The organism is Xanthomonas sp. DAR33341 (assembly GCF_003992815.1).
Classification (GTDB): Bacteria; Pseudomonadota; Gammaproteobacteria; order Xanthomonadales; family Xanthomonadaceae; genus Xanthomonas; species Xanthomonas cissicola.
Genome location: NZ_QEYV01000038.1, coordinates 28,619 through 51,213 on the forward strand (window position 1 = coordinate 28,619; position 22,595 = coordinate 51,213).

General features: G+C 65.9%; 16 protein-coding genes and 1 other RNA gene. 12 read left to right on the forward strand and 5 right to left on the reverse strand.

The window, feature by feature from the left end; genetic code table 11:
- Positions 1-43 precede the first annotated feature (43 nt).
- From EO156_RS19580 to EO156_RS19590, 3 genes are all read left to right on the forward strand, one after another.
- Positions 44-2,449, forward strand: a complete 2,406-nt coding sequence (locus tag EO156_RS19580) for an EAL domain-containing protein (protein WP_016849879.1) — start codon at positions 44-46, stop codon at positions 2,447-2,449.
- A 112-nt stretch (positions 2,450-2,561) separates the two neighbouring features.
- Positions 2,562-3,284 carry a pseudouridine synthase gene (locus EO156_RS19585; protein ID WP_016849880.1) on the forward strand — a complete coding sequence of 241 codons (723 nt, stop codon included), beginning with the start codon at positions 2,562-2,564 and terminating at the stop codon, positions 3,282-3,284.
- A 303-nt stretch (positions 3,285-3,587) separates the two neighbouring features.
- Positions 3,588-4,619: a sensor domain-containing diguanylate cyclase gene (locus EO156_RS19590; RefSeq protein ID WP_230577976.1), complete on the forward strand. Its 1,032-nt coding sequence runs from the start codon at positions 3,588-3,590 to the stop codon at positions 4,617-4,619.
- A gap of 163 nt (positions 4,620-4,782) precedes the next feature.
- Here EO156_RS19590 and EO156_RS19595 read toward each other — a convergent pair whose 3' ends face one another.
- Entirely contained in the window at positions 4,783-5,730 is a 948-nt protein-coding gene (locus EO156_RS19595; protein WP_016849881.1) for a DMT family transporter, read from the reverse strand.
- A 401-nt stretch (positions 5,731-6,131) separates the two neighbouring features.
- Complete coding sequence (locus tag EO156_RS19600) at positions 6,132-6,965, reverse strand: DUF72 domain-containing protein (protein ID WP_026006989.1); 834 nt, start codon at positions 6,963-6,965, stop codon at positions 6,132-6,134.
- A 591-nt stretch (positions 6,966-7,556) separates the two neighbouring features.
- On the opposite strand from EO156_RS19600, the gene rraA reads away from it, so the two are divergent.
- From rraA to EO156_RS19620, 3 genes are all read left to right on the forward strand, one after another.
- Entirely contained in the window at positions 7,557-8,057 is a 501-nt protein-coding gene (gene rraA / locus EO156_RS19610; protein WP_011051844.1) for a ribonuclease E activity regulator RraA, read from the forward strand.
- 22 nt (positions 8,058-8,079) lie between these two features.
- Positions 8,080-9,675 carry a serine hydrolase gene (locus EO156_RS19615; RefSeq protein WP_016849884.1) on the forward strand — a complete coding sequence of 532 codons (1,596 nt, stop codon included), beginning with the start codon at positions 8,080-8,082 and terminating at the stop codon, positions 9,673-9,675.
- A gap of 145 nt (positions 9,676-9,820) precedes the next feature.
- Entirely contained in the window at positions 9,821-11,086 is a 1,266-nt protein-coding gene (locus EO156_RS19620; RefSeq protein ID WP_011051842.1) for a cation:proton antiporter, read from the forward strand.
- Between the two features lie 64 nt (positions 11,087-11,150).
- On the opposite strand, the gene EO156_RS19625 is transcribed toward EO156_RS19620, so the two are convergent.
- Both EO156_RS19625 and EO156_RS19630 read right to left on the reverse strand, forming a co-directional pair.
- The gene (locus tag EO156_RS19625; protein ID WP_029829227.1) at positions 11,151-12,344 is read right to left on the reverse strand and encodes an ATP-binding protein; all 1,194 of its coding nucleotides are present in this window, start codon (positions 12,342-12,344) and stop codon (positions 11,151-11,153) included.
- Positions 12,341-13,030 (reverse strand): response regulator, encoded by a 690-nt coding sequence (locus tag EO156_RS19630; protein ID WP_005912893.1) that lies wholly within the window; start codon positions 13,028-13,030, stop codon positions 12,341-12,343. Before EO156_RS19630 ends, EO156_RS19625 begins: the two co-directional genes overlap by 4 nt.
- Positions 13,031-13,135: 105 nt before the next feature.
- On the opposite strand from EO156_RS19630, the gene EO156_RS19635 reads away from it, so the two are divergent.
- The 4 genes from EO156_RS19635 to EO156_RS19650 are packed head-to-tail and all read left to right on the forward strand — an operon-like array spanning position 13,136 to position 19,646.
- The gene (locus tag EO156_RS19635; RefSeq protein WP_016849207.1) at positions 13,136-14,605 is read left to right on the forward strand and encodes an efflux transporter outer membrane subunit; all 1,470 of its coding nucleotides are present in this window, start codon (positions 13,136-13,138) and stop codon (positions 14,603-14,605) included.
- 19 nt (positions 14,606-14,624) lie between these two features.
- The gene (locus EO156_RS19640; RefSeq protein ID WP_005929347.1) at positions 14,625-15,461 is read left to right on the forward strand and encodes a MipA/OmpV family protein; all 837 of its coding nucleotides are present in this window, start codon (positions 14,625-14,627) and stop codon (positions 15,459-15,461) included.
- 22 nt (positions 15,462-15,483) lie between these two features.
- Positions 15,484-16,590: an efflux RND transporter periplasmic adaptor subunit gene (locus tag EO156_RS19645; protein ID WP_029829223.1), complete on the forward strand. Its 1,107-nt coding sequence runs from the start codon at positions 15,484-15,486 to the stop codon at positions 16,588-16,590.
- Positions 16,587-19,646, forward strand: a complete 3,060-nt coding sequence (locus tag EO156_RS19650; protein WP_016849474.1) for an efflux RND transporter permease subunit — start codon at positions 16,587-16,589, stop codon at positions 19,644-19,646. The genes EO156_RS19645 and EO156_RS19650 overlap by 4 nt, the downstream gene beginning before the upstream one ends.
- Before the next feature lie 4 nt (positions 19,647-19,650).
- On the opposite strand, the gene EO156_RS19655 is transcribed toward EO156_RS19650, so the two are convergent.
- Positions 19,651-19,727, reverse strand: a non-coding RNA gene (locus EO156_RS19655) — sX9 sRNA.
- Between the two features lie 126 nt (positions 19,728-19,853).
- Here EO156_RS19655 and EO156_RS19660 point away from each other — a divergent pair.
- Together EO156_RS19660 and EO156_RS19665 are read left to right on the forward strand one after the other, a co-directional pair.
- Positions 19,854-20,450: a plasmid pRiA4b ORF-3 family protein gene (locus EO156_RS19660; protein WP_026006911.1), complete on the forward strand. Its 597-nt coding sequence runs from the start codon at positions 19,854-19,856 to the stop codon at positions 20,448-20,450.
- 170 nt (positions 20,451-20,620) lie between these two features.
- Complete coding sequence (locus EO156_RS19665) at positions 20,621-22,453, forward strand: ABC transporter ATP-binding protein (protein ID WP_016849476.1); 1,833 nt, start codon at positions 20,621-20,623, stop codon at positions 22,451-22,453.
- The last annotated feature ends 142 nt before the right edge of the window (positions 22,454-22,595 follow it).

A 22,595-nucleotide genomic window follows, 5' to 3' on the forward strand; every position in this document is an offset into this window, starting at 1 on the left:
GTGGGCGCCTGAATCGCACTAGGGCGGCGAAGGACGGACGGCGATGGCGCAGGCGATACGCGGCAAGGGCGGTGGGCAGACCATGCATCTGGTGCGTGGCTGGCTGACGCTTCCTCTGGCGCTGTTGATCGGTATCGCCGTCTGCATGACGGTGGTGTCGGCGCTGGTGATCGAAGTCCAGTCCGGCGCTACTGCCTGGATCGTCGGCCAAAACCATTGGTCCAACGCCCAGCAAGAATCGGTGTACTGGATGGAGCGCTACCTGGGCAGCGGCGATACGGCCGATCTGCAGGCCGCCTGCCGCGCGCTGGAAGTGCCGCTGGGCGACCGTGCCGCACGCGTGGCGATCGAACAACCGGTGATCGATTGGGACGCGGTCTACGCCGGTCTGGGCGCTGGGCGTAATGCTCATCAAGACATGCCGCAAATGGTGCGGTTGTATCGCTATGGGCACCAAATTCCGTATCTCGGCGACGCCATCGCGCTGTGGAAGCGCACCGATGTCGGCATCCTGCAACTGAGCGACCTGGCCGACCGTGCCGCTTCGGTGCAGGCCGCCAACCGGCCCGACCCGCCTGCGCTGCAGGCACTGCGCGATGAACTGCATCTGCTGGACGGCCGCATGCGCCGCGACGCCTCCGAATTCCTGGCCTACCTGACCCGCTGCGCGCGGCTGCTGCACGATGTGATGGTGGTTTGCAGCCTGGCCACCTTGCTGCTGGTATTGATCACCTGCGTACTGGCGATGCGGCGCATTCGCGATTATCTGCTGTCGCACGAAGGCCGCTTCCGCACCGCGTTTCAGCAGGCGGCGCTGGGCATGGTCAAGTTCGATCTGCGCGGCAACGTGCTGGATGCGAACGCGTCGATGGCCAATGTGCTGCTCTACCGCCCCGAAGAGCTGCAGGCCTGCACGCTGGCCGAGGTGATGCATCCGGAAGACATCAAGCTGGACAGCCGCGGCATGCTCGATTGGCCCAAGCTGCTGCAGTCCGGCGAGTTGCGTTTCGTGCGTGCCGATGGCGGGGTGATGTGGGGCCGCTGGAGCGCGTCGTTGGTCGAGCCGGGGCCGGAAGAGCCGACCCTGGTGCTGGCGGTGATCGAAGATGTCTCGCACGCCCATGAGCTGGCCGACGAAGTGGCCTTCCATGCGCGCCACGATGCGATGACCGGCCTGATCAATCGGCATGAAATCGAACGCCGGCTGCTGCGCCTGATCGAGCTGCCGCAATCGCCGCAGATGTGCCACGCGCTGTGCTTTGTCGACCTGGATCATTTCAAGCTGGTCAACGACACCTTCGGGCATGCGGTCGGCGACAGATTCCTGTGCCACTTCGCCGATGTGATCACCATGCAGCTGCGTTCCGGCGATTGGTTGGGGCGCCTGGGCGGCGATGAGTTCGCCATCCTGTTGGCCAATACCGATCTGGCGCAGGCTCAAATCGTGCTGGAACGCATGCACGGCGCGCTCGGGCAACCGTGGAGCCATCAAGGCGGGCGGCCGCTGACGCCCAGTTGCAGTTTTGGCGTGGTGGAGATTCGCCAGGGCGTCAACGACCTCAATGCCTTGATGACCGCCGCCGATCTGGCCTGTCATGCGGCCAAGGAAGAAGGGCGCAACCGCATTCGCTGCTTCAACGAAAACGATCTGGCACTGGCGCAGCGCCGCCACGATGGCGGCTGGATCAGTGCGGTGCAACAGGCGATCGCCGAAGAGCGTTTGCTGTTGTACGCGCAGAAAATCCAGGTGCTGAACGACCCGGGACGCCTACAGTACGAGGTGCTGGTACGCATGCGTGCCAGCGACGGACGGGTGCTGAGTCCGGGTGAATTCTTGCCGGCAGTGGAGCGTTACGGCTTGGGGCGCATGGTCGATACCTATGTGCTGGAAGCGCTGTGCGCGCAGTTGTCGGCCAACCCGATGCATGTGGCGACGCTGGACCTGTGCCACGTCAATCTGTCTGCGCAATCGATCGCGCAACCGGATTTTCTCGACGTCGTCTGCGCCCTGTTCGAGCGCTACCCGGCACTGGTGCCGAAGCTGTGCATGGAGATCACCGAGACCGCGGTCATCGGCGATTTGGAACACGCGCAGCGTTTCGTGCAGAGCGTGCGCGCGCGCGGCTGCCACGTGGCGCTGGACGATTTCGGCAGCGGCCTGGCCTCGTTCGGCTATCTCAAGCAATTCACCGTGGACGTGTTGAAGATCGATTGCGGCTTCGTCCGCAACTATGCGCACGATGCGGTGGATCGTGCGGCGGTGCATTCGATCGCCCAGGTCGGGCTGGCGCTGGGCATCGAGGTGGTCGCCGAAGGCGTGGAATCGGAGGCCGACATCCCCGGGCTGCGCGAAGCCGGTGTGGGCCAGGTGCAGGGTTTCAGCCTGCATCGTCCATGCCCGCTGGAAGAGCTGTTGCACACGCCGCAGCTGGTGGCCGTCTCCGGGTAAGCGCGCTTGACCCAGGCGACTTCCCGCAGCGTCATGCCGGTGCTGCGTGTACACGCCTCTGGCGGCTGCACGGTAGTTTTGTTGGCTGCTCTAAATCGCCGATAATTGGCAGATGACGATCCGACTCAACAAATACATCGCCGAAACCGGCTTTTGCTCACGCCGCGAGGCCGATCGTCTGATCGGCGAACGCAGGGTCACCGTCAATGGCCTGCCCGCCGGTACCGGCGCGGTGGTCGGCGAGGAAGATACCGTGCTGGTGGATGGCCAGCCGCTACGCATACGCGAGGCCAAGAAGCTCGGTGGTCGCAAGCACGTCTACATCGCGCTCAACAAACCGGTGGGCATCACCTGCACCACCGAGAGTTCGGTCAAGGGAAATATCGTCGAATTCGTCGGTCACGAGCAGCGCATCTTCCCGATCGGCCGGCTCGACAAGGACTCCGAAGGGCTGATCCTGATGACCAGCAACGGCAACATCGTCAACGAGATCCTGCGCGCGGAAAATCGTCACCAGAAGGAATACCTGGTCGCGGTCAACAAGCCGGTCACCGACGAATTTTTGCGCGGTATGGCGCGCGGCGTGCGCATCCACAACGAAACCACGCTGCCGTGCCGCACCGCGCGCATTGCCAAGTTCGGCTTCCGCATCGTGCTGGAGCAGGGCCTGAATCGACAGATTCGCCTGATGGCTGCCGAGTTCGGCTACCGGGTGACGCAACTGCGCCGGGTGCGCATCGACAACATCAAGCTGGCTGCGCTCAAGCCGGGGCAGTGGCGCAACCTCAGCGATGCGGAATTGCGCGGGCTGCTGCCGCAACGCACCGACTGGTAAGCGCCTGTGTCGGGCCGACTGCATCGCTGTTAGGCCAGCGCAGCCGGCCTTTCGGACACGGCACATGCCCGCGCTGCAGTGCCGTGCTGCCGCGCCCAACGGGCAACGCCGTGCCGGGCGTTTGCGCCCGCTCTATGGATCACGCTTCGAAACATCCGATGCCGGCCAGGGCGGCGCTTGCGGTGCCGCAGAGTGGGGGGCCGCCCGATGGTGGCACTGGCTGGGCTCCGGCATACTTTCACAGATAACAGCCAGGGGGCGGCAGTGATCAAACCGGAATTGCCGAGCAACGAGGCCTAGCGGCTGGCCGCGCTGCGCCAGTACGACGTGCTGGATTCGCCGGCCGAACGGGCATTCGACGACCTGACCATGATTGCCTCCACGCTGTGCGAGACGCAGATGGCGGCGGTGGTGCTGGTGGACGAAGACCGGCAGTGGTTCAAGTCTGCGCACGGTGCGCCGCGCAGCGAAGCACCGCGCGATATCTCGTTCTGCGCGCACGCGATCCTGCGCCCGGACGAGGTGCTGATGGTGGACGACACCTTGCTGGACCCACGCTTCCACGATAACCCGATGGTGGTCGGCAGCGGTGGGGTGCGCTTCTACGCCGGCGCGCCGCTGGTGACCAGCCAGGGCATGGCGCTGGGTTCGCTGTGCGTGTTCGACCGGGCCCCGGCGCATCTGCGCGAAGACCAGCGCGAGGCCTTGCAGGCATTGTCGCGGCAGGCCTCGCAGCTGCTTGAGTTGCGGCTGGCCGGCCGGCAGTTGCGCCAGCAGCTGCACGAGCGCGAATGGTACGAACAGCAGATGGCCGGCTATTACGCGCAGATGGATGCGTTGCACGCCGACCTGGTCGAACAGACCCGCACCGATCCCTTGACCGGCCTGCCCAACCGGCGTGCGTTCGCGGTGGCATTGGCGGCGGCCACCGAACAGACGCGCGCGGTGGGCCAACCGCTGTCGGTCGCGCTGCTGGACGTGGACCATTTCAAGACCGTCAACGATGTGCATGGGCACGATCAGGGCGATGCCGTGCTGCGCGAACTGTCTACCCTGCTGCGTGCGCATATGGCCGGTGCCGGCACCATCGCCCGTTATGGCGGCGAGGAATTCGTGTTGCTGCTGCCCAATGCGAATCTGCTGCAGGCACGCGTGCAATGCGAATACCTGCGCCAGAGCGTGGCGGCGATGACGATCGCGCTTCCGGTGACGGTGAGTATCGGTGTGGCGACCTTGTACCCGCAGGAAAGCGTGGAGGCGGTGATCAAGCGCGCCGACCAGGCCCTGTATGCGGCCAAGCGCGGCGGGCGCGATCAGGTGGTTGCGCTGGAGTAGGGTGGGCGTGGTTGCGCGCCTGCCGATGCAGGTGGCCTGGCAAGCGCATCGAACGTCGATTGCTGCGCGCCGGGATGCTGACGCCGCGCGATGCCGCTTGAACATCGGCGTGCTTCAACGCAGCGGTCGCTGTGGAGAAGCGTGGTCTTGCAGCGCCGTGCAATCAGTCGACGATATTCTTCGCCTCGGCTGTGCCGAGCAATTCCGGGTGCGCAACGGTGCGCCGACGCTCCAGGACCGGATGCAGGAACACCGCGCCGAGAATGATCGCCACGCCGAGATAGAACTGCAGGGTCAGTTCGCGTTGTTCGCGCAGCAGCGCGATCGCCAGCACGATGGCGTAGACCGGTTCGAGATTGGTCACCAGTTGCACCGAATAGGCGCTCAGATGCCGCAACGCCACCAGCGCCAGCGCGAAGGGCAGCAAGGTGCAGGCCAGCGATAACGCCAGCAGCAACACGCCATCGTGCAGGCTGGGCACCACCAGCAGATCGCCATGCAACGCCGGCAGCAGCAGCGGCATCGCCGGTGCAAGCAGGGTCAGGGTCAACGTGCCGGCGCCCAGTTCCAGCGCGGTGACGGTGAGCGGGTCGGCATGCGCCACCATGCGCTTGTTGAGCGAGCCGAATAGCCCGACGAACACCGCCGAAATCGCGCCCACCACCACGCCGGCCCGCATGCCGTCCGGCACCCCGCCGACGACCAGCGCCACGCCGGGCAATACGGCCAGCCCGAACAACAACTCGCGCGGACGGAACGGGCGATGCGTGACCAATGGCTCGATCACTGCCGTGAAAACCGGCGCCAGTGCGATACAGGTCGCCGCCACCGACGCATTGGCCAGCTTGATCGCGCCGTAGAAGGTGAGCCAGTGCAAGGCCACCAGCGCGCCGATGCCGCAATAGCCCAGCACCACACGCCCGGACAAGCCGCGCAGCCCGCGCCACACGCGTGGCCACAAGGCCAGTGCCACCACCACGATCAACATGCGCCACCACACCAGCGGCAAAGCCTGCAGCGTGATCAGCTTGCCCAGGATCGCGGTGATGCCCCAAAGCAGGACGCAGAAGTGGATTTGCAGTTGCGCCTTGCGCAGGTCGGTCGTGGGCATGCGCCATTGTCGCCGAAAAGTGCGTGATGTTGCGCTGCGAGGGAAGCGGCGCCAGTGTGCAGCGGCCGGGCGAGGGGATGGCTGACCCGGCTGTCGAGCCGTCATCGCGCGACCCCCCAGCCATCGACCGGCCTGCATCACGGCAAGATGGCCGACGAGCGATGCATCGCCTCGCGCCGCGATCGATCGCTGCACCTCTTCGATCAACGCTGCGCTCCAGAGACGGCCGCATCGATCGTCGCCGATTGCATGCGCGGACCAAGAGCGGCTGATACAACAGCAACCCGTCGTCAGATGGCTGTGGATGCCGCATGCAGACGCCGAGCGCACGCGTGGAACCTGCCGGGTCCGAGTGCCGGCGGCGCCCGCATCGCGGCTGCGCAGTCGCGTTGCGAACTGCTCTAACGCGCCGACAATTCTTTCAACAGCGCCATCGCCGCCGCCGGGTTGCGTTCTTTCGCCGCACTGATGAAAAACACGAAGACCTCGCGCGGCTGCCGTGCCGGCGCTGTGGAAGCATCCACGTGCGGCAGGTCGGCCGGGTCTTCGCCACGACGCCAGGCCTGGATGCGCTCCGCCCAGCGCGCCAGTGCCGGCGCCGGATACCCCGCAGTCAGGCGCGCCTGGCTGCGCATCAGACGCGCATAAACGAAATCCGTGGAGAGATCGGCGAATGAGGGGTACTCGTCCGAATCGGTAAACACCGTGGCCACGCCATGGCCGCGCACCAATGCGAGCAGCGAGGCATCCACCGCATCGTGGTCGCGGATCTCCAGCACATGGCGCAGCGCACGCGTGCCTGCACGCTTGGGCAGCAACGACAAAAACGCGTCCAGATCGTCGGCCTGCAGCCGGTGCCCTTGTTCGAATTGCCACACCAGCGGGCCAAGGGTATCGCCGAGCTCGACAATGCCGCCGATGAAATCTTCCACCTGCGCCTGGGTACCAGCCAGCTTGCGCGACTGGGTAATGCGGCGCGGCGCCTTGGCCGAGAACACGAAGCCGGGCGGCACTTCATCGCGCCACTTTGCGTAGGTGGCCGGCTTCTGCGTGCCGTAATAGGTTCCGTTGATCTCGATGGCGGTGACGTGGCGACTTGCGTATTCCAGTTCGCGGCGCTGCACCAGCCCTTCCGGGTAGAACATGCCCGCGCGCCACGGCGCATAGACCCAGCCACCAATGCCGATGTGGATACCTTCGAGGGCGGGCGGTGCGGAAGCGAACAGATCGGTCATTGCATGGATACTCGCTGGCGAGGTCGTGCGCCATTGCGGATGCTTCAGTGGATGCAACGCGCGCCGCCCGATCATAGCCGTGGCGCGCGTTGCGCGATGAGAAGATGCGGTTGCCAATGGGGCGCCGTTGCGCAGTGCAATGGTTGAGCCTGCACGGCGCAACGTTGCATGGCAGTCTGGCGGTCGTCGTGCCAGGGCGTTGCCCCTGCGCGGGTCTGCCGTGTCGGCGTTGCAAACGGCTCGAGGTGGGCTGCGCAAGACGCCAACGGCGCAGCTGCCGCCACCCGCGTCGGCTGCATCACGCGTCTCGATGCCGCAGTTCGGCGCATTCGCAGTGCTTACTTTAAGCCGATGCCCTGGACGCTAGCGCAGCAGCGCATTGGCGGAGACCATGCGCGGCAAGCGCCGCATGGCGTCTGCCTTGCAGCGACCATCACGACACGGCGAACGCAGCGTTGTCCGCGTGCGCGCACCTTCGCTGCGCGTGCGCGCCTGCATGTCGCTTTATCGGGTATCGGTCATCGGTCACCCATCGCCCGCGCGCCGCCACAGCCGGCTACCATGCCAGCTCTGCCGCGCGAGATCGCCCCGATGACCTGGACCACGCCTGATCTGTGTGACCGCTACCCCGACGCGATGATCGCCGAGCCGCTGTTCCGCCACTTCGGCGGGCGCACGGCATTCGCCGGACCGTTGGCCACGGTGCGCTGTTTCGAAGACAACTCGCGGGTGCGCGAGCTGGCCGCAACGCCGGGCGACGGCCGCGTGCTGGTGGTGGACGGGCAGGGCTCGCTGAAGCATGCGCTGCTGGGCGACCAGATCGCGGCCAACGCGGTCGCGAACGGCTGGGCCGGCGTGCTGATTCACGGCTGCGTGCGCGATGTCGAGATTCTTGCCACGTTGCCGCTGGGGGTGCTGGCGCTGGCGGCTTGTCCGCGCCGCACCGAGCGACGCGATCTGGGCGATGTGGATGTGCCGGTGAATTTTGCCGGCGTGCCCTTCGTTCCGGGCCATTGGCTGTACGCCGATGCCAATGGCGTGCTGGTGGCGCCGCAACCGTTGGCGCTGGATGGCGCCGGCGGATCGATCTGACCAATAACCTGAAGGTGATGCAGTGACCTTGAACCGATGGCTGAGTGGGGGCGTGCTGATGGTGGCAAGCTTGGCGACGACAACGCACGCGGCCGAACTCCCCGCCGGCATGCAGCAGTTCGATGCGCAGATGGAACGCGTGCGCAAGCAGTTCGACGTGCCCGGTATTGCGGTGGCCATCGTCAAGGACGGCCAGGTGGTGCTGGAGCGCGGCTACGGCGTGCGCGAGACCGGCAAGCCCGCGCCGGTGCAGGCCGACACGTTGTTTGCGATTGCCTCCAATACCAAGGCGTTCACTGCCGCATCGCTGTCGATTCTGGCCGATGAAGGCAAGCTCTCGCTCGATGACAAGGTCATCGACCATCTGCCGTGGTTCCGCATGTCCGACCCGTATGTGAGCGGGCAGATGCGCATCCGCGATCTGCTGGCGCACCGCAGCGGCCTGAGCCTGGGTGCAGGCGATTTATTGTTCTGGCCCAGCACCAGCTACACCACCGAAGAGGTCGTGCAGCGCCTGGCCAAGGTGCCGCTGAAGGGCGGTTTTCGCGACCGCTATGCGTACGACAACATCCTGTACGCAGTCGCCCAGAAGGTGATCGAGCAGGTCTCCGGGCAGAGTTACGCGGCATTTCTGCAGCAACGCATCTTCGACCCGGTGGGCATGCGCGGCACGCGCTTCAACGCCGACCATCTGCAGCCCGGCGATCACGCCGCAGTCGGGCATGCCAAGTACGACTTTACCGAGCTGCGCACGGTGGCGCCGCTGACCTGGTCCAACAACTCCGGCGCCGGCGGCATCTATTCCAGCGTGCACGACATGGCGCTGTGGATGAATGTGCAACTGGCCGGCGGCATCCTGCCCGATGGCAAACCCCTGTTCAGCGCCAAGCGTCAGCAGGAAATGTGGTCGATGATCACGCCGATCCCGATCGGCGAGGTGCAGGTGCCCGAGCTTGCCGCGGCGCGGCCGAACTTCGCCGGCTACGGTGAGGGCTGGAGCCTGAGCGATTACCGCGGCCATCGCATGGTCTGGCACACCGGCGGCTGGCCCGGCATGGTGTCGCGCCTGACGCTGCTGCCGGATCAGAAGCTGGGGGTGGTGGTGTTGACCAATCAGGAGGTGGGGGCTGCGTTCAATGCGGTGACCTTCCAGGTGCTGGATGCGTTCTTGCAGGTGCCGTCCACCGATTGGACCGCCGCTTACGCCAAGCTGGTGGAGAAGGCCGATAGCGATGCGGACGCGAGTTGGAACAAGCACCAGGACGCGCGTGCGTCGCGGTCCACGCCGTCGTTGCCGCTGCGCAGTTACGCGGCCACCTATCGCGACCCCTGGTACGGCGATGTGGCGATTGTCCGGGACGGCAAGCGGCTGCGCCTGCAGTTCGCCAGGACCGCCCAGTTGGTAGGCACGCTGGAGCATTGGCAGCACGACAGCTTCATCGTGCGCTGGGACGACCGCTCCTTGAATGCCGATGCCTTCGTCAATTTCGCGCTGACCCCGGATGGCGCGGTGCGCGAGATGCGCATGGAGCCGATTTCGCCGTTGACCGATTTCAGCTTCGATTTCCAGGACCTAGTGCTGACGCCGGTGCCGATGCCGACCGCTGCGGGCAAATGATGCAGGCAAGCGCGGATGACCTTCGCGCTGCGCCTGGCGGGCCCAAGCGCGCAGATGGGCTTGGATCGCCACGGCAGCCGCACGCTATCGAAGTGCGGCAGCTCCGGTTACGATCTGCGCACTTTTCAGGGATGTTGCCGCACGCATGACCACTCCGCAGATGTCGGTGTACTTCTTTTTGCAGGCGGCCGCGATTTTGTTGGTATGCCGGCTGGTCGGCATGCTGGCCAAGCGCCTCGGGCAACCGCAGGTGGTGGGGGAAATGATTGCCGGCGTGATGCTGGGGCCCTCGTTGTTCGGCTTGCTGGCGCCGGGCGTGCAGGCGGCCCTGTTCCCCAAGCAGACCATGGACGTGCTGTATGTATTCGCGCAGTTCGGCGTGGGCCTGTACATGTTCCTGGTCGGAACCGATTTCCGCGGCGACCACTTTCGCGCGCGCTATCGCAGCGCCATGAGCGTGTCGATGGCGGGCATCGCGGTGCCGTTCCTGCTGGCGTTCGCCATGTGCCCGTGGCTGATCAACGTGGATGGCCTGTTTTCGGAAAAGGCCAAGCTGACCGAAGCGTCGTTGTTCCTGGGCGCGGCGATCGCGATCACCGCTTTTCCGATGCTGGCGCGCATCATCCACGAACGCGGTCTGACCAATAGCCCGTTGGGCACCTTGGCGCTGACCGCTGGCGCGTTCGACGATGCCGCAGCGTGGTGCATTCTGGCCGTGGTGCTGGCCAGCTTCGGCGGCAGTTGGGGCAGTGCCTACCTGGCCATCGGCGGCGGCATCGGCTATGCGGTCTTCATGATTTTCGTCGGCCGGCATCTGCTCAAGCGGCTGGCCGATCATGTGGTGCCCGGCCAGCCGCTGAGCAACAGTGTCCTGGCGGTCGTGCTGATCCTGTTCTGCACCAGCGCCTGGGCGATGGATGCGATCGGCATCCATGCAGTGTTCGGCGGTTTCCTGCTCGGTGTCTGCCTGCCCAGGGGCGCACTGACCGAGAAGCTGCGCGAGATGCTGCAGCCGTTCGTCGTGGTGCTGTTGCTGCCGATGTTCTTCACCTATTCGGGCTTGAAAACCCAGCTCAGCGTGTTGCTGCAGCCGCAGATCATGCTGGCCGGCGTGGCGATCCTGGCCGCATCGTTCATCGGCAAGGGCGTGGCCTGCTGGGCCGCGGCGCGTGCCACCGGCGAGAACAACCGCGACGCCATGGCGATCGGTTCGCTGATGAATGCACGCGGGTTGATGGAGCTGATCATCATCAACATCGGCTTGCAGGCGGGTGTAATCGAGCAGGGCCTGTTCTCGGTGCTGGTGCTGATGGCGATCCTGTCCACGCTGATGGCCACGCCGTTGTTCAACTGGATCATGCGCCGCCACGCCCATGTGAGCGACGCGGTGCCGAGCCTGCAGTCGCGGTGATCGGTTGCGCAACTGCCCGCAGGTGCGGGCAGTTGCGTCGGCGTGCGCGTGGCCGGGCGTTGCGTCAATGCCCCAGCGGTAACTGCACGCTGGCCAGCAGGCCACCGCCGGGGCGATTGCTGACGACCAGTTGGCCATCGTGCGCCTGACAGATGGCCGAGGCGATCGCCAGGCCCAGGCCACTGCCGCCGGAATGCCGCGCGCGCGAGCTGTCGGCGCGCCAGAAGCGGTCCAGCAGGTGCGGCAATTGCGCGGGCGCCACGCCGGGGCCGCGGTCGCCGACGGTGAGCTGCACGCCGGTGCCATCGCGGCGCACCTCGATCTCCAGCAGCTTGCCGGCGGCGGCGTAGCGCAACGCGTTATCGATCAGGATCGACAGCACCTGGCCCAGCCGGTGCCGGTCGGCATGCAGGCGCAGCGCCGGATGCGTGGGATAGTGGATGGTCATCTGCGCCTCGCGCAGCGCCGGCCCCGCCCATTCGATGCGCTCGGCGACGAGCTCCCGCAGCTCGACGCTTTCCGGCTCCAGCACCAGCTGGCCGGCACGCGCCAGCGAGACCAGGTGCAGGTCGCCGATCAGGCGATTGATCTGCTCCAGCTGGCGATGCACCAGCCGCAGTTGCTCGGGTTCGCGCGGGAAGACGTCATCCAGCATGCCTTGCACGCGTCCCATCGCGGCATTGAGCGGGGTGCGCAATTCATGCGCCAGCATCGCGCTGGAGTCGCGTAATTCGCGCTCGTACTGCTGCAGCCTGCCGCTCATCGTATTGAAGTCGTCGGCCAGGGCAGTGAGCTCGTCCGGCGCGCCGCGCACCATTTGTGCGCGTGCGCCGAAATCGCCATCGCTGACCCGGTGCGCCGCGAAAGCTACCTGCGAAAATTGCCGCGACAGCGGCCGCGACGCGAGCAGGCCGCAGAACAGGATGACCGGCACCGAGATGGTCATCATGGCGCCCAGCATCCACCAGTCCGGATTGGCCAGCCCGGGCAGGAAATTTTCGATGTCGTAATAGCGCTGGAACAGCTCCCACAGGCGGGCCTGGTTGGCCCTGGGTTGCTCGATCAGCTGGGAAATCTCGGCACGCGGTTCGGCCGGCACATTGCTCAGGATCAGGCTGTAGCGCAGATTGAAATAGCACCACATGCCGAACGCGATGACCATCATGGTCACCACCGCCAGCGCGCTCATGCGCAGTCCGACCCACCACCACAGGGGCGCCTGGTTGCGCCAGGCATGAAACCGCCGCAGCACGTTCATTGAAAGCGATATCCCACTGCACGCACGGTGACCAGTACACCGGTGATGCCATGCACTTCGAGTTTGCGACGCAGGTTGTGGATGTGCGAATCCACCACCCGTTCCAATGCATCGCTGTCGGGCAGGCAGGCGTCGAGCAGTTCGCTGCGCGTAAAGGCCTTGAATGGGGTCTTAAGCAGCAGCGCGAGCAGGTTGAATTCGGTCGGCGTCAGATCCAGCGCCACGCTGTCGCCGTTTTCGTGCTGCACGCTGGCGACCACGGCGGCCGGATCCACGCTCAGCCGACCGTGCTGTAATGGCTCGCCCGGCGCGCGCACCGCCACGCTCCGGCGTAGCACGGCATGCACGCGCGCCACCACCTCCTTGGGGCTGTACGGCTTGACCACGTAATCGTCGGCGCCGTAGCGCAGGGCGCCGAGCTTTTCCGGCTCATCGCCAATGGCGGTGACCATGATCACCGGCGTGTCGCCGGCGCGGCGGATCGTCGACAGCACCTCGATGCCGCTGAGCTTGGGCAGCATCACGTCCAGCAGCACCAGATCCGGTGCCCATTGCCGGTGCAGCTGGATGGCGCGTTCGCCATCGCCGGCCACCGCCACATCGAAGCCGTCGCGGCGGAGATAGGCCTCCAGAATGCTGGCGCTATCGCTGTCGTCTTCCACCAGCAGAACCTTTTTGCCTGTCATGGCGTGTTGCCCTGTCGTCTCGATCAAATCTGGATAATTCCCGAAAACAACCTGGACGCTGCGGGTCGAGGATGTCGGTCGAGATTGGCTCTGTGCTCCGACATCATGATTCCACAAATTATTCCGCATCGTTGGTCTTGCCTGTGCCTGGTCGCCGCCAGTGCGGTGCTGGCGGCTGGCTGCTCGCTGACGCCGGCCTACCAGCGCCCGGTGGTCAGCGTACCGGCCACCTTCGGCAGCCCGCAGGCGGCATCCGCACCGGCATCCGGTCAGCCCGACGCCAATGCGACCGCCGCCGTCGCTCTGAACGCGCAAGAGCGCGCGTTTCTGCAGGCCTTCGCGCCAGACCGCGACCTGCGGCCCCTCATCGAGCGTGCCTTGGCGCACAACGGCGATTTCCGCCGTGCGGCGTTGCAGGTAGAACAGGCGCGTGCGCAGTACGGCATCGCGCAGGCGTCGCGCCTGCCGACGCTCGCCGTCGGCGCACAGCAGCTGCGGCAACATTTCGACAACCCGACGCTGGATGCGCGGTACCAGCAGGATCTGGTGATTGCCAATGCGGGGATCGGCAATTTAGAAGTGGACTTTTTCGGCAAGCTGCAGGCGATGTCCGAGGCCGCACGCCAGCGCTACCTGGCCAGTACCTATGGCCGCGACGCGGCGCGTGGCGCCCTGATTGCAGAGGTACTGCGCGCCTACACTGCCGAGCGTGCCACGGCGCAGGCGCTGCAACAGCTGCAATCGCTGGATGCCGACAGCGCTGCGTTGCTTGCCGTTGCCGAGCGGCAATATCAGGTAGGGCTGATTGCGCGCGACGAGCGCGATGCGCAGCGGCGCCAGGCCGACCAGGCCCATGTGACGGCCCTGCAGGGCAACGACAACCACGCTGCGGCGGTGCGTGCGCTGCAGTTGCTGGCCGGCTACGACAGCACTCCGGTACCCGGCGATCTGCAGGGTCTGATCGCCGCTGATACGCCTGCCAGTGCGTGGCGTGCCCTGGATTCGTCGCTGTTGCTGCAACGCCCGGACATCCAGCAGGCCGAGCTGGAGTTGCGCGCGGCCAATGCCGACATCGGTGCGGCGCGCGCGGCGTTTTTTCCGTCGATCACCTTGAGCAGCAGCGTGGGTACTGCCAGCGACGGATTGAACGGCTTGTTTTCTGCAGGCCATGGTGTGTGGAGCTTCATGCCGCAGCTGAACCTGCCGTTGTTCGATGGCGGCCGCAATCGCGCCAATCTGGATCTGGCGCAGGTGCGCGAACTCGCCGATGTCGTTGCCTACGAACAGGCAATCGAAGCTGCATTCCGCGAGGTCGCCAACGCGCTCGACGCCCACGCCACCTTGTCGCAGGCCGAACCGCGCTCGCGCGAGCAGGTCGAACGCGAGCAACTGCGCCTTGCGCGAATGCATGAACGCGTGGATGCCGGCCTTCAAGACCGCAGCGCGCTGCTGGCCGAGCGGACCCGCATCGCTCAGACCGAACTCGATTACCTGGATACCGCACGCCAACGCGTGCTGAGCCGTATTGCGCTGTTTCAGGCGTTCTATGGCGTGCGCCTGCCCACCGCTTCCTGACTTCCGACGGAGACCTTCGATGAACGTATCGTCCTTCAATCGCCTGCGTGGCAACCATACCGTTCGCGCCGGCGTCCTTGCCTGCATGAGCGCCATTCCGTGCGTCGCGCACGCACAAACCGATCTGACCGGGAGTTCGCGCCTGCTGGGAGACCGCACCGAGATCACGGCAGGCGCCGCAGCGGTTGCCACGCCGGAGTATGCCGGCGCCGAGCGCGCGCGCGTGCAATTCAACCCGGTGCTGGTGGTGCAGCGCGGCGTGCTGTTCTTCGACACCTCCCGCGGCGGCGGCCTGCAATTCCAGAGCAAGTCCGGTTTCTACATATCGCAATCGCTGTATTACGACCTGGGACGGCTGCAAAGCGACAGCAACTGGCGGCCGGGTTCGCGCCTGCTGGCCGGCATGGGCGATGTGCCTGGCTCGGTGACGTCGCGCACGCTGGTGATGCAGCAAGTGACGCCCTACATGAACGTCAATGCGGAGGCGGAATTCACGCTCAAGGATGCTGCGCGCCGCAACCGCTATCGCGCCGGGATGGAGTTCACCCTGCTGCATAGCGCCAGCGACACGGTCGCCCTGGACCTGGACGTGCATGGCGGCGACCGCCGCTTCAATCAGGCTTACTTCGGCGTCACCGATGCGCAAGCCGCGCGCACCCGCTTTGCCGCCTTCAATGCCGGGTCCGGTGCGTATGCCGCCGCGGTAGGTGGCAGCTGGACGCACTCGCTGGGCGAGCACTGGGCCACCACGTTGGGGGTTACCGGGACGCGCTACCTGGACAACGCCGAAGACAGCCCGCTGGTGGCACGCCGCAGCGTGGTGAGCGGCAATCTCGCATTGACCTACAGCCGCTGAGCGGCATGGACCGGGGGATCGAATGATGACGATGTTTTATCGCGGCCTGGTGTGCGGCACGTTGCTGCTGGGACTGGCCGCATGCAGCGGGCCGGATGCGCCGGCCAGCGAGACACCGCGCGCGGTGAAGCTGGAGCGCTTCGGCAGCGGGAGCGATAACCCGCTGCAGGTGCCGGCGCTGGTGCGCCAGGAACAACGCGCCGAGCTGGGGTTCGAAGGGGCAGGCCGTCTGTCGGCAGTGCTGGTGGATGTCGGCGACCGGGTGACCCGCGGGCAACTGCTGGCACGGCTGGACGATGAACCGCTGCGCCTGCGCGAACAGCAGGCCGATGCCAACGTGCGCGCGGCGCTGGCGCAGTCCGGCGAACGGCAGCTGCAATTGCGCCAGCAACAGGCAATGTTCGATGACGGTGCCAGTTCCAACGCCTCCTTGACTGCCGCGCGCGCGGCGGCAGATGCGGCCGCCGCGCAGCTGCAGGTGGCCAGGGCCGACCTGGCCATGGCGCGCCGCGGCACGCGTCTGGGCGAGCTCCGCGCGCCCTTCGATGGCAGCGTGGTGGCGCGCCTGCAGCAACCGCAGGCCGATGTGGCGGCAGGGCAGACGGTGCTGCAGGTGGAAGGGCAGGGCCATGTGCAACTGGTCGCCACGCTGCCGGCAACTGCCGGTGCCGGTCTGGTGCCAGGGCAAACCGTGCATGCCCGCGTGGTGGATGCGGGCGACGCGCCGGTCGAACTGCGTCTGCGCAGTCTTTCCAGCCGCCTGGACAATGCCACGACGGTACAGGCCTTGCTGGAACCGTTCGGCGCCGCGCCTTCGCTGCGCAGCGGCGACAGCGTGATGCTGACGCTGCCGACGCCTGCCGCTTCCACGCCGAGTGTGCCGTTGTCGGCGGTATTGCCCCGGCTCAACCGGCAACAGGCCAGCGTGTTCGTTTACCAGCCGGCAACGCGGGCCGTGATCGAACGCGCGGTCGACCTGGGAACGATCGTCGGCGAGCGCGTGCAGATTCTGCGCGGGCTGCGTGCCGGCGAGCAGGTGGTGAGCGCCGGCGTGGGCTTCTTGGTCAACGGCCAGCCGGTGACGCCACTGCAGGCGCAGACGCAGTTGAGCGGAGGTCGCACGCCATGAAGCTGACCCAGATGGCGATGCGCTCGAGCCGCCTGACATTGTTTGCCGCAGCGATGATCCTGATCGGCGGCATCGTGGCGTTTCTCGGTTTCCCATCGCAGGAAGAACCGTCGGTGACCGTGCGCGACACGCTGGTGTCGGTGGCCTATCCGGGCATGCCCAGCGAACAGGTGGAGAACCTGCTGGCGCGACCGGTGGAGGAGCGTCTGCGCGAGCTGGCCGGCATCAAGCGCATCGTCACCACGGTGCATCCGGGCAGCGCGATCGTGCAGCTGACCGCCTATGACGATGTGCAGGATCTGCCGGCGCTCTGGCAGCGCGTGCGCGCCAAGGCCGCAGAGGCCGGCGCGCAATTGCCTGCGGGCACCCTTGGTCCCTTTGTCGACGACGACTTCGGGCGCGTGTCGGTGGCGTCGATCGCGGTGACCGCACCGGGCTTTTCGATGAGCGAAATGCGCGGCCCGTTGCGGCGTATGCGCGAACAGCTGTACGCCCTGCCCGGCGTGGAGCAGGTGAAGTTGTATGGCCTGCAGGACGAATCGGTGTACGTGTCGTTTGACCGTGCGCGGTTGCTGGCGAGCGGCTTGACGCCGTCCAGCGTCATGGCGCAGTTGCGCGCGCAGAATGTGGTGGGTTCCGGTGGGCAGGTCGCGGTGTCCGGGCTGGCGCTGACCGTGGCCACGTCCGGCGAAATCCGCACGCCCGAGCAGTTGCGCGGCGTCCTGCTGAGCGTGCCTGGCGCACCTGCGGGCGGTGCCCGCGACGTGACCCTGGGCGAGCTGGCACAGGTGCAGGTGATGCCGGCCGACCCGCCGCAAAGCGCGGCCGTGTACCAGGGCCAGCCGGCGGTGGTGGTCTCGGTCTCGATGCAGCCGGGCACCAATGTCGCCGACTTCGGCAAGGCGCTGCGCGCCAAGCTCGACGACACCGCACACGAGCTGCCTGTCGGCTTCACCCAGCACGTGGTGAGCTTCCAGGCCGATGTGGTCGAGCGCGAGATGGGCAAGATGCATCACGTCATGGGCGAGACCATCGTCATCGTCATGGCGGTGGTGATGCTGTTTCTGGGCTGGCGCACCGGGTTGATCGTCGGCGCGATCGTGCCGTTGACCATCTTCGCCTCGTTGATCGTCATGCGTGTGCTGAACGTGGAGCTGCAAACGGTCTCGATCGCCGCCATTATTCTTGCGCTGGGCTTGTTGGTGGACAACGGCATCGTGATTGCCGAAGACATCGAGCGCCGTCTGGTGGCCGGCGAGGAACGCCGCCAGGCCTGTATCGATGCGGGCCGGACGTTGGCGACACCCTTGCTGACCTCGTCGTTGGTCATCGTGCTGGCGTTCTCGCCGTTCTTCTTCGGCCAGACCAGTACCAACGAATATCTGCGCTCGCTGGCCACCGTGCTCGGCGTGACGCTGCTGGGCTCGTGGTTGCTGAGCATCACGGTGACGCCGCTGCTGTGCATGTACTTCGCCAAGGTGCATGTCACCAAGAACAGCGACGCAGCCGAATCGCGGTTCTATCGCGGCTACCGCCGCGTGATCGAACGCGTGCTGCAGCACAAGCTGCTGTTCATCGGTGCGATGACGGCGATGCTGGCGGTGGCGGTCACGGTGCTGGTGTCCATTCCATACGATTTCCTGCCCAAGTCCGACCGCCTGCAGTTCCAGATGCCGGTGACATTGCAGGCCGGCAGCGATGCACGCCAGACCCTGCGCATGGTGAGTGAACTCAGCCGCTGGTTGGGCGACCGCCACGCCAACCCCGAGGTGGTGGACAGCATCGGGTATGTTGCCGATGGCGGGCCGCGCATCGTGCTGGGCCTGAACCCGCCGCTGCCGGCGGCCAACCAGGCGTACTTCACGGTCAGCGTGCGGCCGGGGACCGACATCGATGCGGTGATCGCACGGGTGCGCTCGCATGTGCGTAGCCACTTCCCCGCGCTGCGCGCCGAGCCCAAACGCTTTTCGCTGGGCGCCACCGAAGCCGGGATGGCGGTGTATCGCGTGGTGGGTCCGGACGAGTCGGTCCTGCGCAGCAGCGCTGCTGCGATTGCCAGGGCCTTGCGGGCCGTGCCGGGCACCGTGGACGTGCAGGACGATTGGCAGGCGCGCATTCCGCGCTATGTGGTGCAGGTGGACCAGCTCAAGGCCCGCCGCGCCGGTGTCAGCAGCGAAGACATTGCGCAGGCATTGCAGGGGCGATACAGCGGTGTGGATGCCACGTTGATCCGCGACGATGGCACCGGTGTGCCGGTTGTCGTGCGCGGCAGCACCGACGAGCGTGCCGCCAACGGTAATCCCGCCGATACGTTGGTGTACCCGCAGGCAGGCGGCGCACCGGTACCGTTGGCGGCGGTCGCCACGGTGCTGCGCGACAGCGAGCCGTCGGCGATCCAGCGGCGCAATCTCAGCCGTGCCATCACCGTGACCGCACGCAACCCGCAACTGACCGCGACCGAGATCGTCGAACGGTTGTCGGCGCCAATCGCCGCGCTCAAATTGCCGCCCGGCTACCGCGTGGAGATTGGTGGCGAGCTGGAAGATTCGGCCGAAGCCAATCAGGCCTTGCTGCACTACATGCCGCATGCGCTGGGCGCGATCCTGTTGCTGTTCGTCTGGCAGTTCAACTCGTTCCGCAAGTTGTTCATCGTGCTGTCGGCGGTGCCGTTCGTGTTGATCGGTGCGGCCCTGGCGCTGGTGATGACCGGTTACCCATTCGGCTTCATGGCGACCTTCGGCTTGCTGGCGCTGGCCGGCATCATCGTCAACAACGCGGTGTTGCTGCTGGAGCGCATCGAAGCCGAACTTGCCGACGGCCTGCCGCGCCGCGAAGCGGTGGTGGCTGCCGCGGTCAAACGGTTGCGCCCGATCGTCATGACCAAGCTCACCTGCATCGTTGGCCTGGTGCCGCTGATGCTGTTCGCGGGTCCGCTATGGACGGGCATGGCCATCACCATGATCGGTGGGTTGGCGTTGGGCACGCTGGTGACGCTGGGCCTGATTCCGATCCTGTATGACCTGCTGTTCGGTTTGCGCCTGCGCCGCAGTGCCTGAGCGTGGCGAACAAACCGTGGCGAGCGATGGTCACGCGGGCGTGGCCGGGGCACTCGGAACCGGGATGTACAAGCGGTACATCCCGACCTGGGCACCGGCCGCGCCCGCCTGGCGGTTGCGCTGTTGTTTTATCGCTGATCTAAACAGCGTCTGCATTCGCCTGCCTCGCACGCCATACTGATAACGGGCAGACGAATGCACGACACGATGACCAAGGCAAAAAAGAAATCCGCTCAGCAAGCGCTGCAATCACCTGCGCCGTTGTATCAACTGCATGTGGCATTGACAGGCAGTGCGCCGCCGATCTGGCGGCGCCTGCTGGTGTCGGGCGCAGTACGCCTGGCCACGCTGCATCGCGTGTTGCAGCCGGTGATGGGCTGGAATGGCGCCCATCCGTACGAGTTCGACTTCGGCGGCGGGCGTTACGGCGAATCCGGGCTGGATGTGCCCGAGCGCCCCCGGCTCAAGCACGCCGGGCGTGTCACGCTGGAAAGCGCGGTGGGCGAACTTAATGGCTTCGATTACTTCTACGGCGCCGGCCCTGGCTGGCAGCATCGCCTGCAAGTGGAAGCGCTGTTGCCGCCAGATGCGAGTCTGCGCGTAGCGCGCTGCGTGGACGGGGCCCATGCCTGCCCGCCAGATAGCAGTGGCGGTATTGCCGATTATCAGGCGCTGGTGCAGATCATCGCCGACCCGGACCATCCGCAGCATGTGCAGGAATTGGCGACCTTGGGCGGGCGCTTCGAGCCCGGGCATTTCGATCTGGCAGAGGTCAATCGCTTGCTCGCGCGCGTGCGCGAGTGATAGCGGTGGGCGCCTCATGGGCGAAGGCGCTACAAACCTCGCCTCTTGTTCTCCTCGCCAGGGCTTGACGCCTTGCGTGGCCTGATCAGGCCGCGCCTGCCGACCAGCGCCACTGCGGCTTGACGCCCGATCGGCTAGCCTGAGATCCCGGTGTTTCCGAAGTCTGCGCAATGTTCCGCTGGTTCGAGTCCCTGATCGATATTTTCCCGCCCATCGAGCGGGAGATGCCGCCACGCAGCGTGTGGCGCTTTTATCTGCATTATCTGCGGCCGTTGTGGCCGATCCTGCTGGCCACGTTGATCGCCGGGCTGCTGCTGGCGCTGGTGGAAGTGGCGATGTTCGACTTCCTCGGCCGCATCGTCGACATGCTTGCCGGCAAGCCAGGGCCGGACTTTTTCCGGCAGCATGCGGGCGAACTGATCTGGATGGCGGTGATCACCTTGGTGGCAAGGCCGCTTTTCACCGGCCTGCATAATCTGCTGGTCAACCAGGCGATCGTGCCGGGCCTGAGCAACCGTTCGCGCTGGTTGATGCACAACTACGTGGTGCGCCAGAGCCTGGGTTTCTTCAACAACGATTTTGCCGGGCGCATCGCCAACCGGGTGATGCAGACCGGCACCTCGCTGCGCGAATCGGCCGTGCAGATGGTGGATGCGCTGTGGTACATCGTGGTCTACACCGGCAGTGCACTGTGGCTGTTCGCGCAGGCAGACCCCTGGCTGATGGCGCCGCTGCTGCTCTGGCTGGTGGTGTACGTGGCGCTGATGGCGTTCTTCGTGCCGCGCATGAAGGCGCGCGCATGGGTTGCATCGGACGCGCGCTCCAAGGCGACCGGCCGCATCGTCGATGGCTATACCAATATTTCCACGCTCAAGTTGTTCGCCCATGCCGGCCGCGAACAGGCGTATGTGCGCGATGCCATCGACGAGCTGGCAGTGAAGCACCGCGGTCAGACCCGGGTGACCACCGCCATGGACACCGCCATCGCAGTGGCGAACGGCTTCTTGATCGTGGGGACCTGCGCGCTGGCGCTGTGGCTGTGGAGCCGCGGCCAGATCAGCGTGGGCGCGATCACCCTGGCGACCGGTCTGGTGATCCGTATCCACAACATGTCCGGCTGGATCATGTGGACGGTCAACGGCATTTTCGAGGACATCGGCACCGTGCAGGACGGCATGCAGACCATCTCGCAGCCGGTGCAGGTGCAGGATGCAGCCGATGCGGTGCCGCTGCAGGTAACGCAGGGGCAGGTGCGGTTCGAGCACATCCATTTCCATTACGGCAAGCGCGGTGGGGTGATCGCCGGGCTGGACCTGCAAGTGCGTGCAGGCGAGAAGATCGGCCTGGTCGGGCCGTCCGGTGCCGGCAAATCCACCCTGGTCAATGTGTTGCTGCGACTGTACGACCTGGAGCAGGGCCGGATCCTGATCGACGGGCAGGACATCGCAACCGTGACGCAGGAGAGCCTGCGTGGACAGATCGGCCTGGTGACGCAGGACACCTCGCTATTGCATCGTTCGATCCGCGATAACCTGCTGTACGGGCGGCCGCAGGCCAGCGAGGCGCAACTTCTCGACGCCGTGCGCAAGGCCCGCGCCGACAGCTTCATCGACACGCTGATCGATGGCGAAGGCCGCCGCGGTTTCGATGCGCATGTGGGCGAGCGCGGGGTCAAGCTCTCCGGCGGTCAGCGCCAGCGCATCGCCATTGCGCGGGTGTTGCTGAAGGACGCGCCGATCCTGATTCTGGACGAAGCCACCTCGGCGCTGGATTCGGAAGTGGAGGCCGCCATCCAGGACAGCCTGGACGCGCTGATGGGCAACAAGACCGTCATCGCGATCGCCCACCGTCTTTCGACCATCGCGCGGATGGACCGGCTGGTGGTGATGGACGGCGGCAAGATCGTCGAGACAGGCACGCATGCGCAACTGATCGCGCATGGCGGCCTTTACGCGCGGCTTTGGGCGCGGCAGACCGGTGGATTTGTTGCGGCGGATGCGTGACAAAAAAAGCGACGCGTGAGGATACGCGACTGCATTGGTACGGCTTGAAACTTGCCAAGGGAAATCAGCAAGGATCCAAGCCCCTCTCCTGCGGGAGAGGGGTTGGGGTGAGGGTACGGGGCGAAGCCACTCGCAAGGTTGG

Coding starts and splice junctions, on each gene's coding strand:
- rraA (WP_011051844.1), top strand. CDS start 7,557: ATGACCTGGACCACGCCTGATCTGTGTGACCGCTACCCCGACGCGATG.
- EO156_RS19580 (WP_016849879.1), top strand. CDS start 44: ATGGCGCAGGCGATACGCGGCAAGGGCGGTGGGCAGACCATGCATCTG.
- EO156_RS19665 (WP_016849476.1), top strand. CDS start 20,621: ATGTTCCGCTGGTTCGAGTCCCTGATCGATATTTTCCCGCCCATCGAG.
- EO156_RS19645 (WP_029829223.1), top strand. CDS start 15,484: ATGATGACGATGTTTTATCGCGGCCTGGTGTGCGGCACGTTGCTGCTG.
- EO156_RS19595 (WP_016849881.1), bottom strand. CDS start 5,730: ATGCCCACGACCGACCTGCGCAAGGCGCAACTGCAAATCCACTTCTGC.
- EO156_RS19625 (WP_029829227.1), bottom strand. CDS start 12,344: ATGAACGTGCTGCGGCGGTTTCATGCCTGGCGCAACCAGGCGCCCCTG.
- EO156_RS19600 (WP_026006989.1), bottom strand. CDS start 6,965: ATGACCGATCTGTTCGCTTCCGCACCGCCCGCCCTCGAAGGTATCCAC.
- EO156_RS19640 (WP_005929347.1), top strand. CDS start 14,625: ATGAACGTATCGTCCTTCAATCGCCTGCGTGGCAACCATACCGTTCGC.
- EO156_RS19660 (WP_026006911.1), top strand. CDS start 19,854: ATGACCAAGGCAAAAAAGAAATCCGCTCAGCAAGCGCTGCAATCACCT.
- EO156_RS19620 (WP_011051842.1), top strand. CDS start 9,821: ATGACCACTCCGCAGATGTCGGTGTACTTCTTTTTGCAGGCGGCCGCG.
- EO156_RS19585 (WP_016849880.1), top strand. CDS start 2,562: ATGACGATCCGACTCAACAAATACATCGCCGAAACCGGCTTTTGCTCA.
- EO156_RS19650 (WP_016849474.1), top strand. CDS start 16,587: ATGAAGCTGACCCAGATGGCGATGCGCTCGAGCCGCCTGACATTGTTT.
- EO156_RS19630 (WP_005912893.1), bottom strand. CDS start 13,030: ATGACAGGCAAAAAGGTTCTGCTGGTGGAAGACGACAGCGATAGCGCC.
- EO156_RS19635 (WP_016849207.1), top strand. CDS start 13,136: ATGATTCCACAAATTATTCCGCATCGTTGGTCTTGCCTGTGCCTGGTC.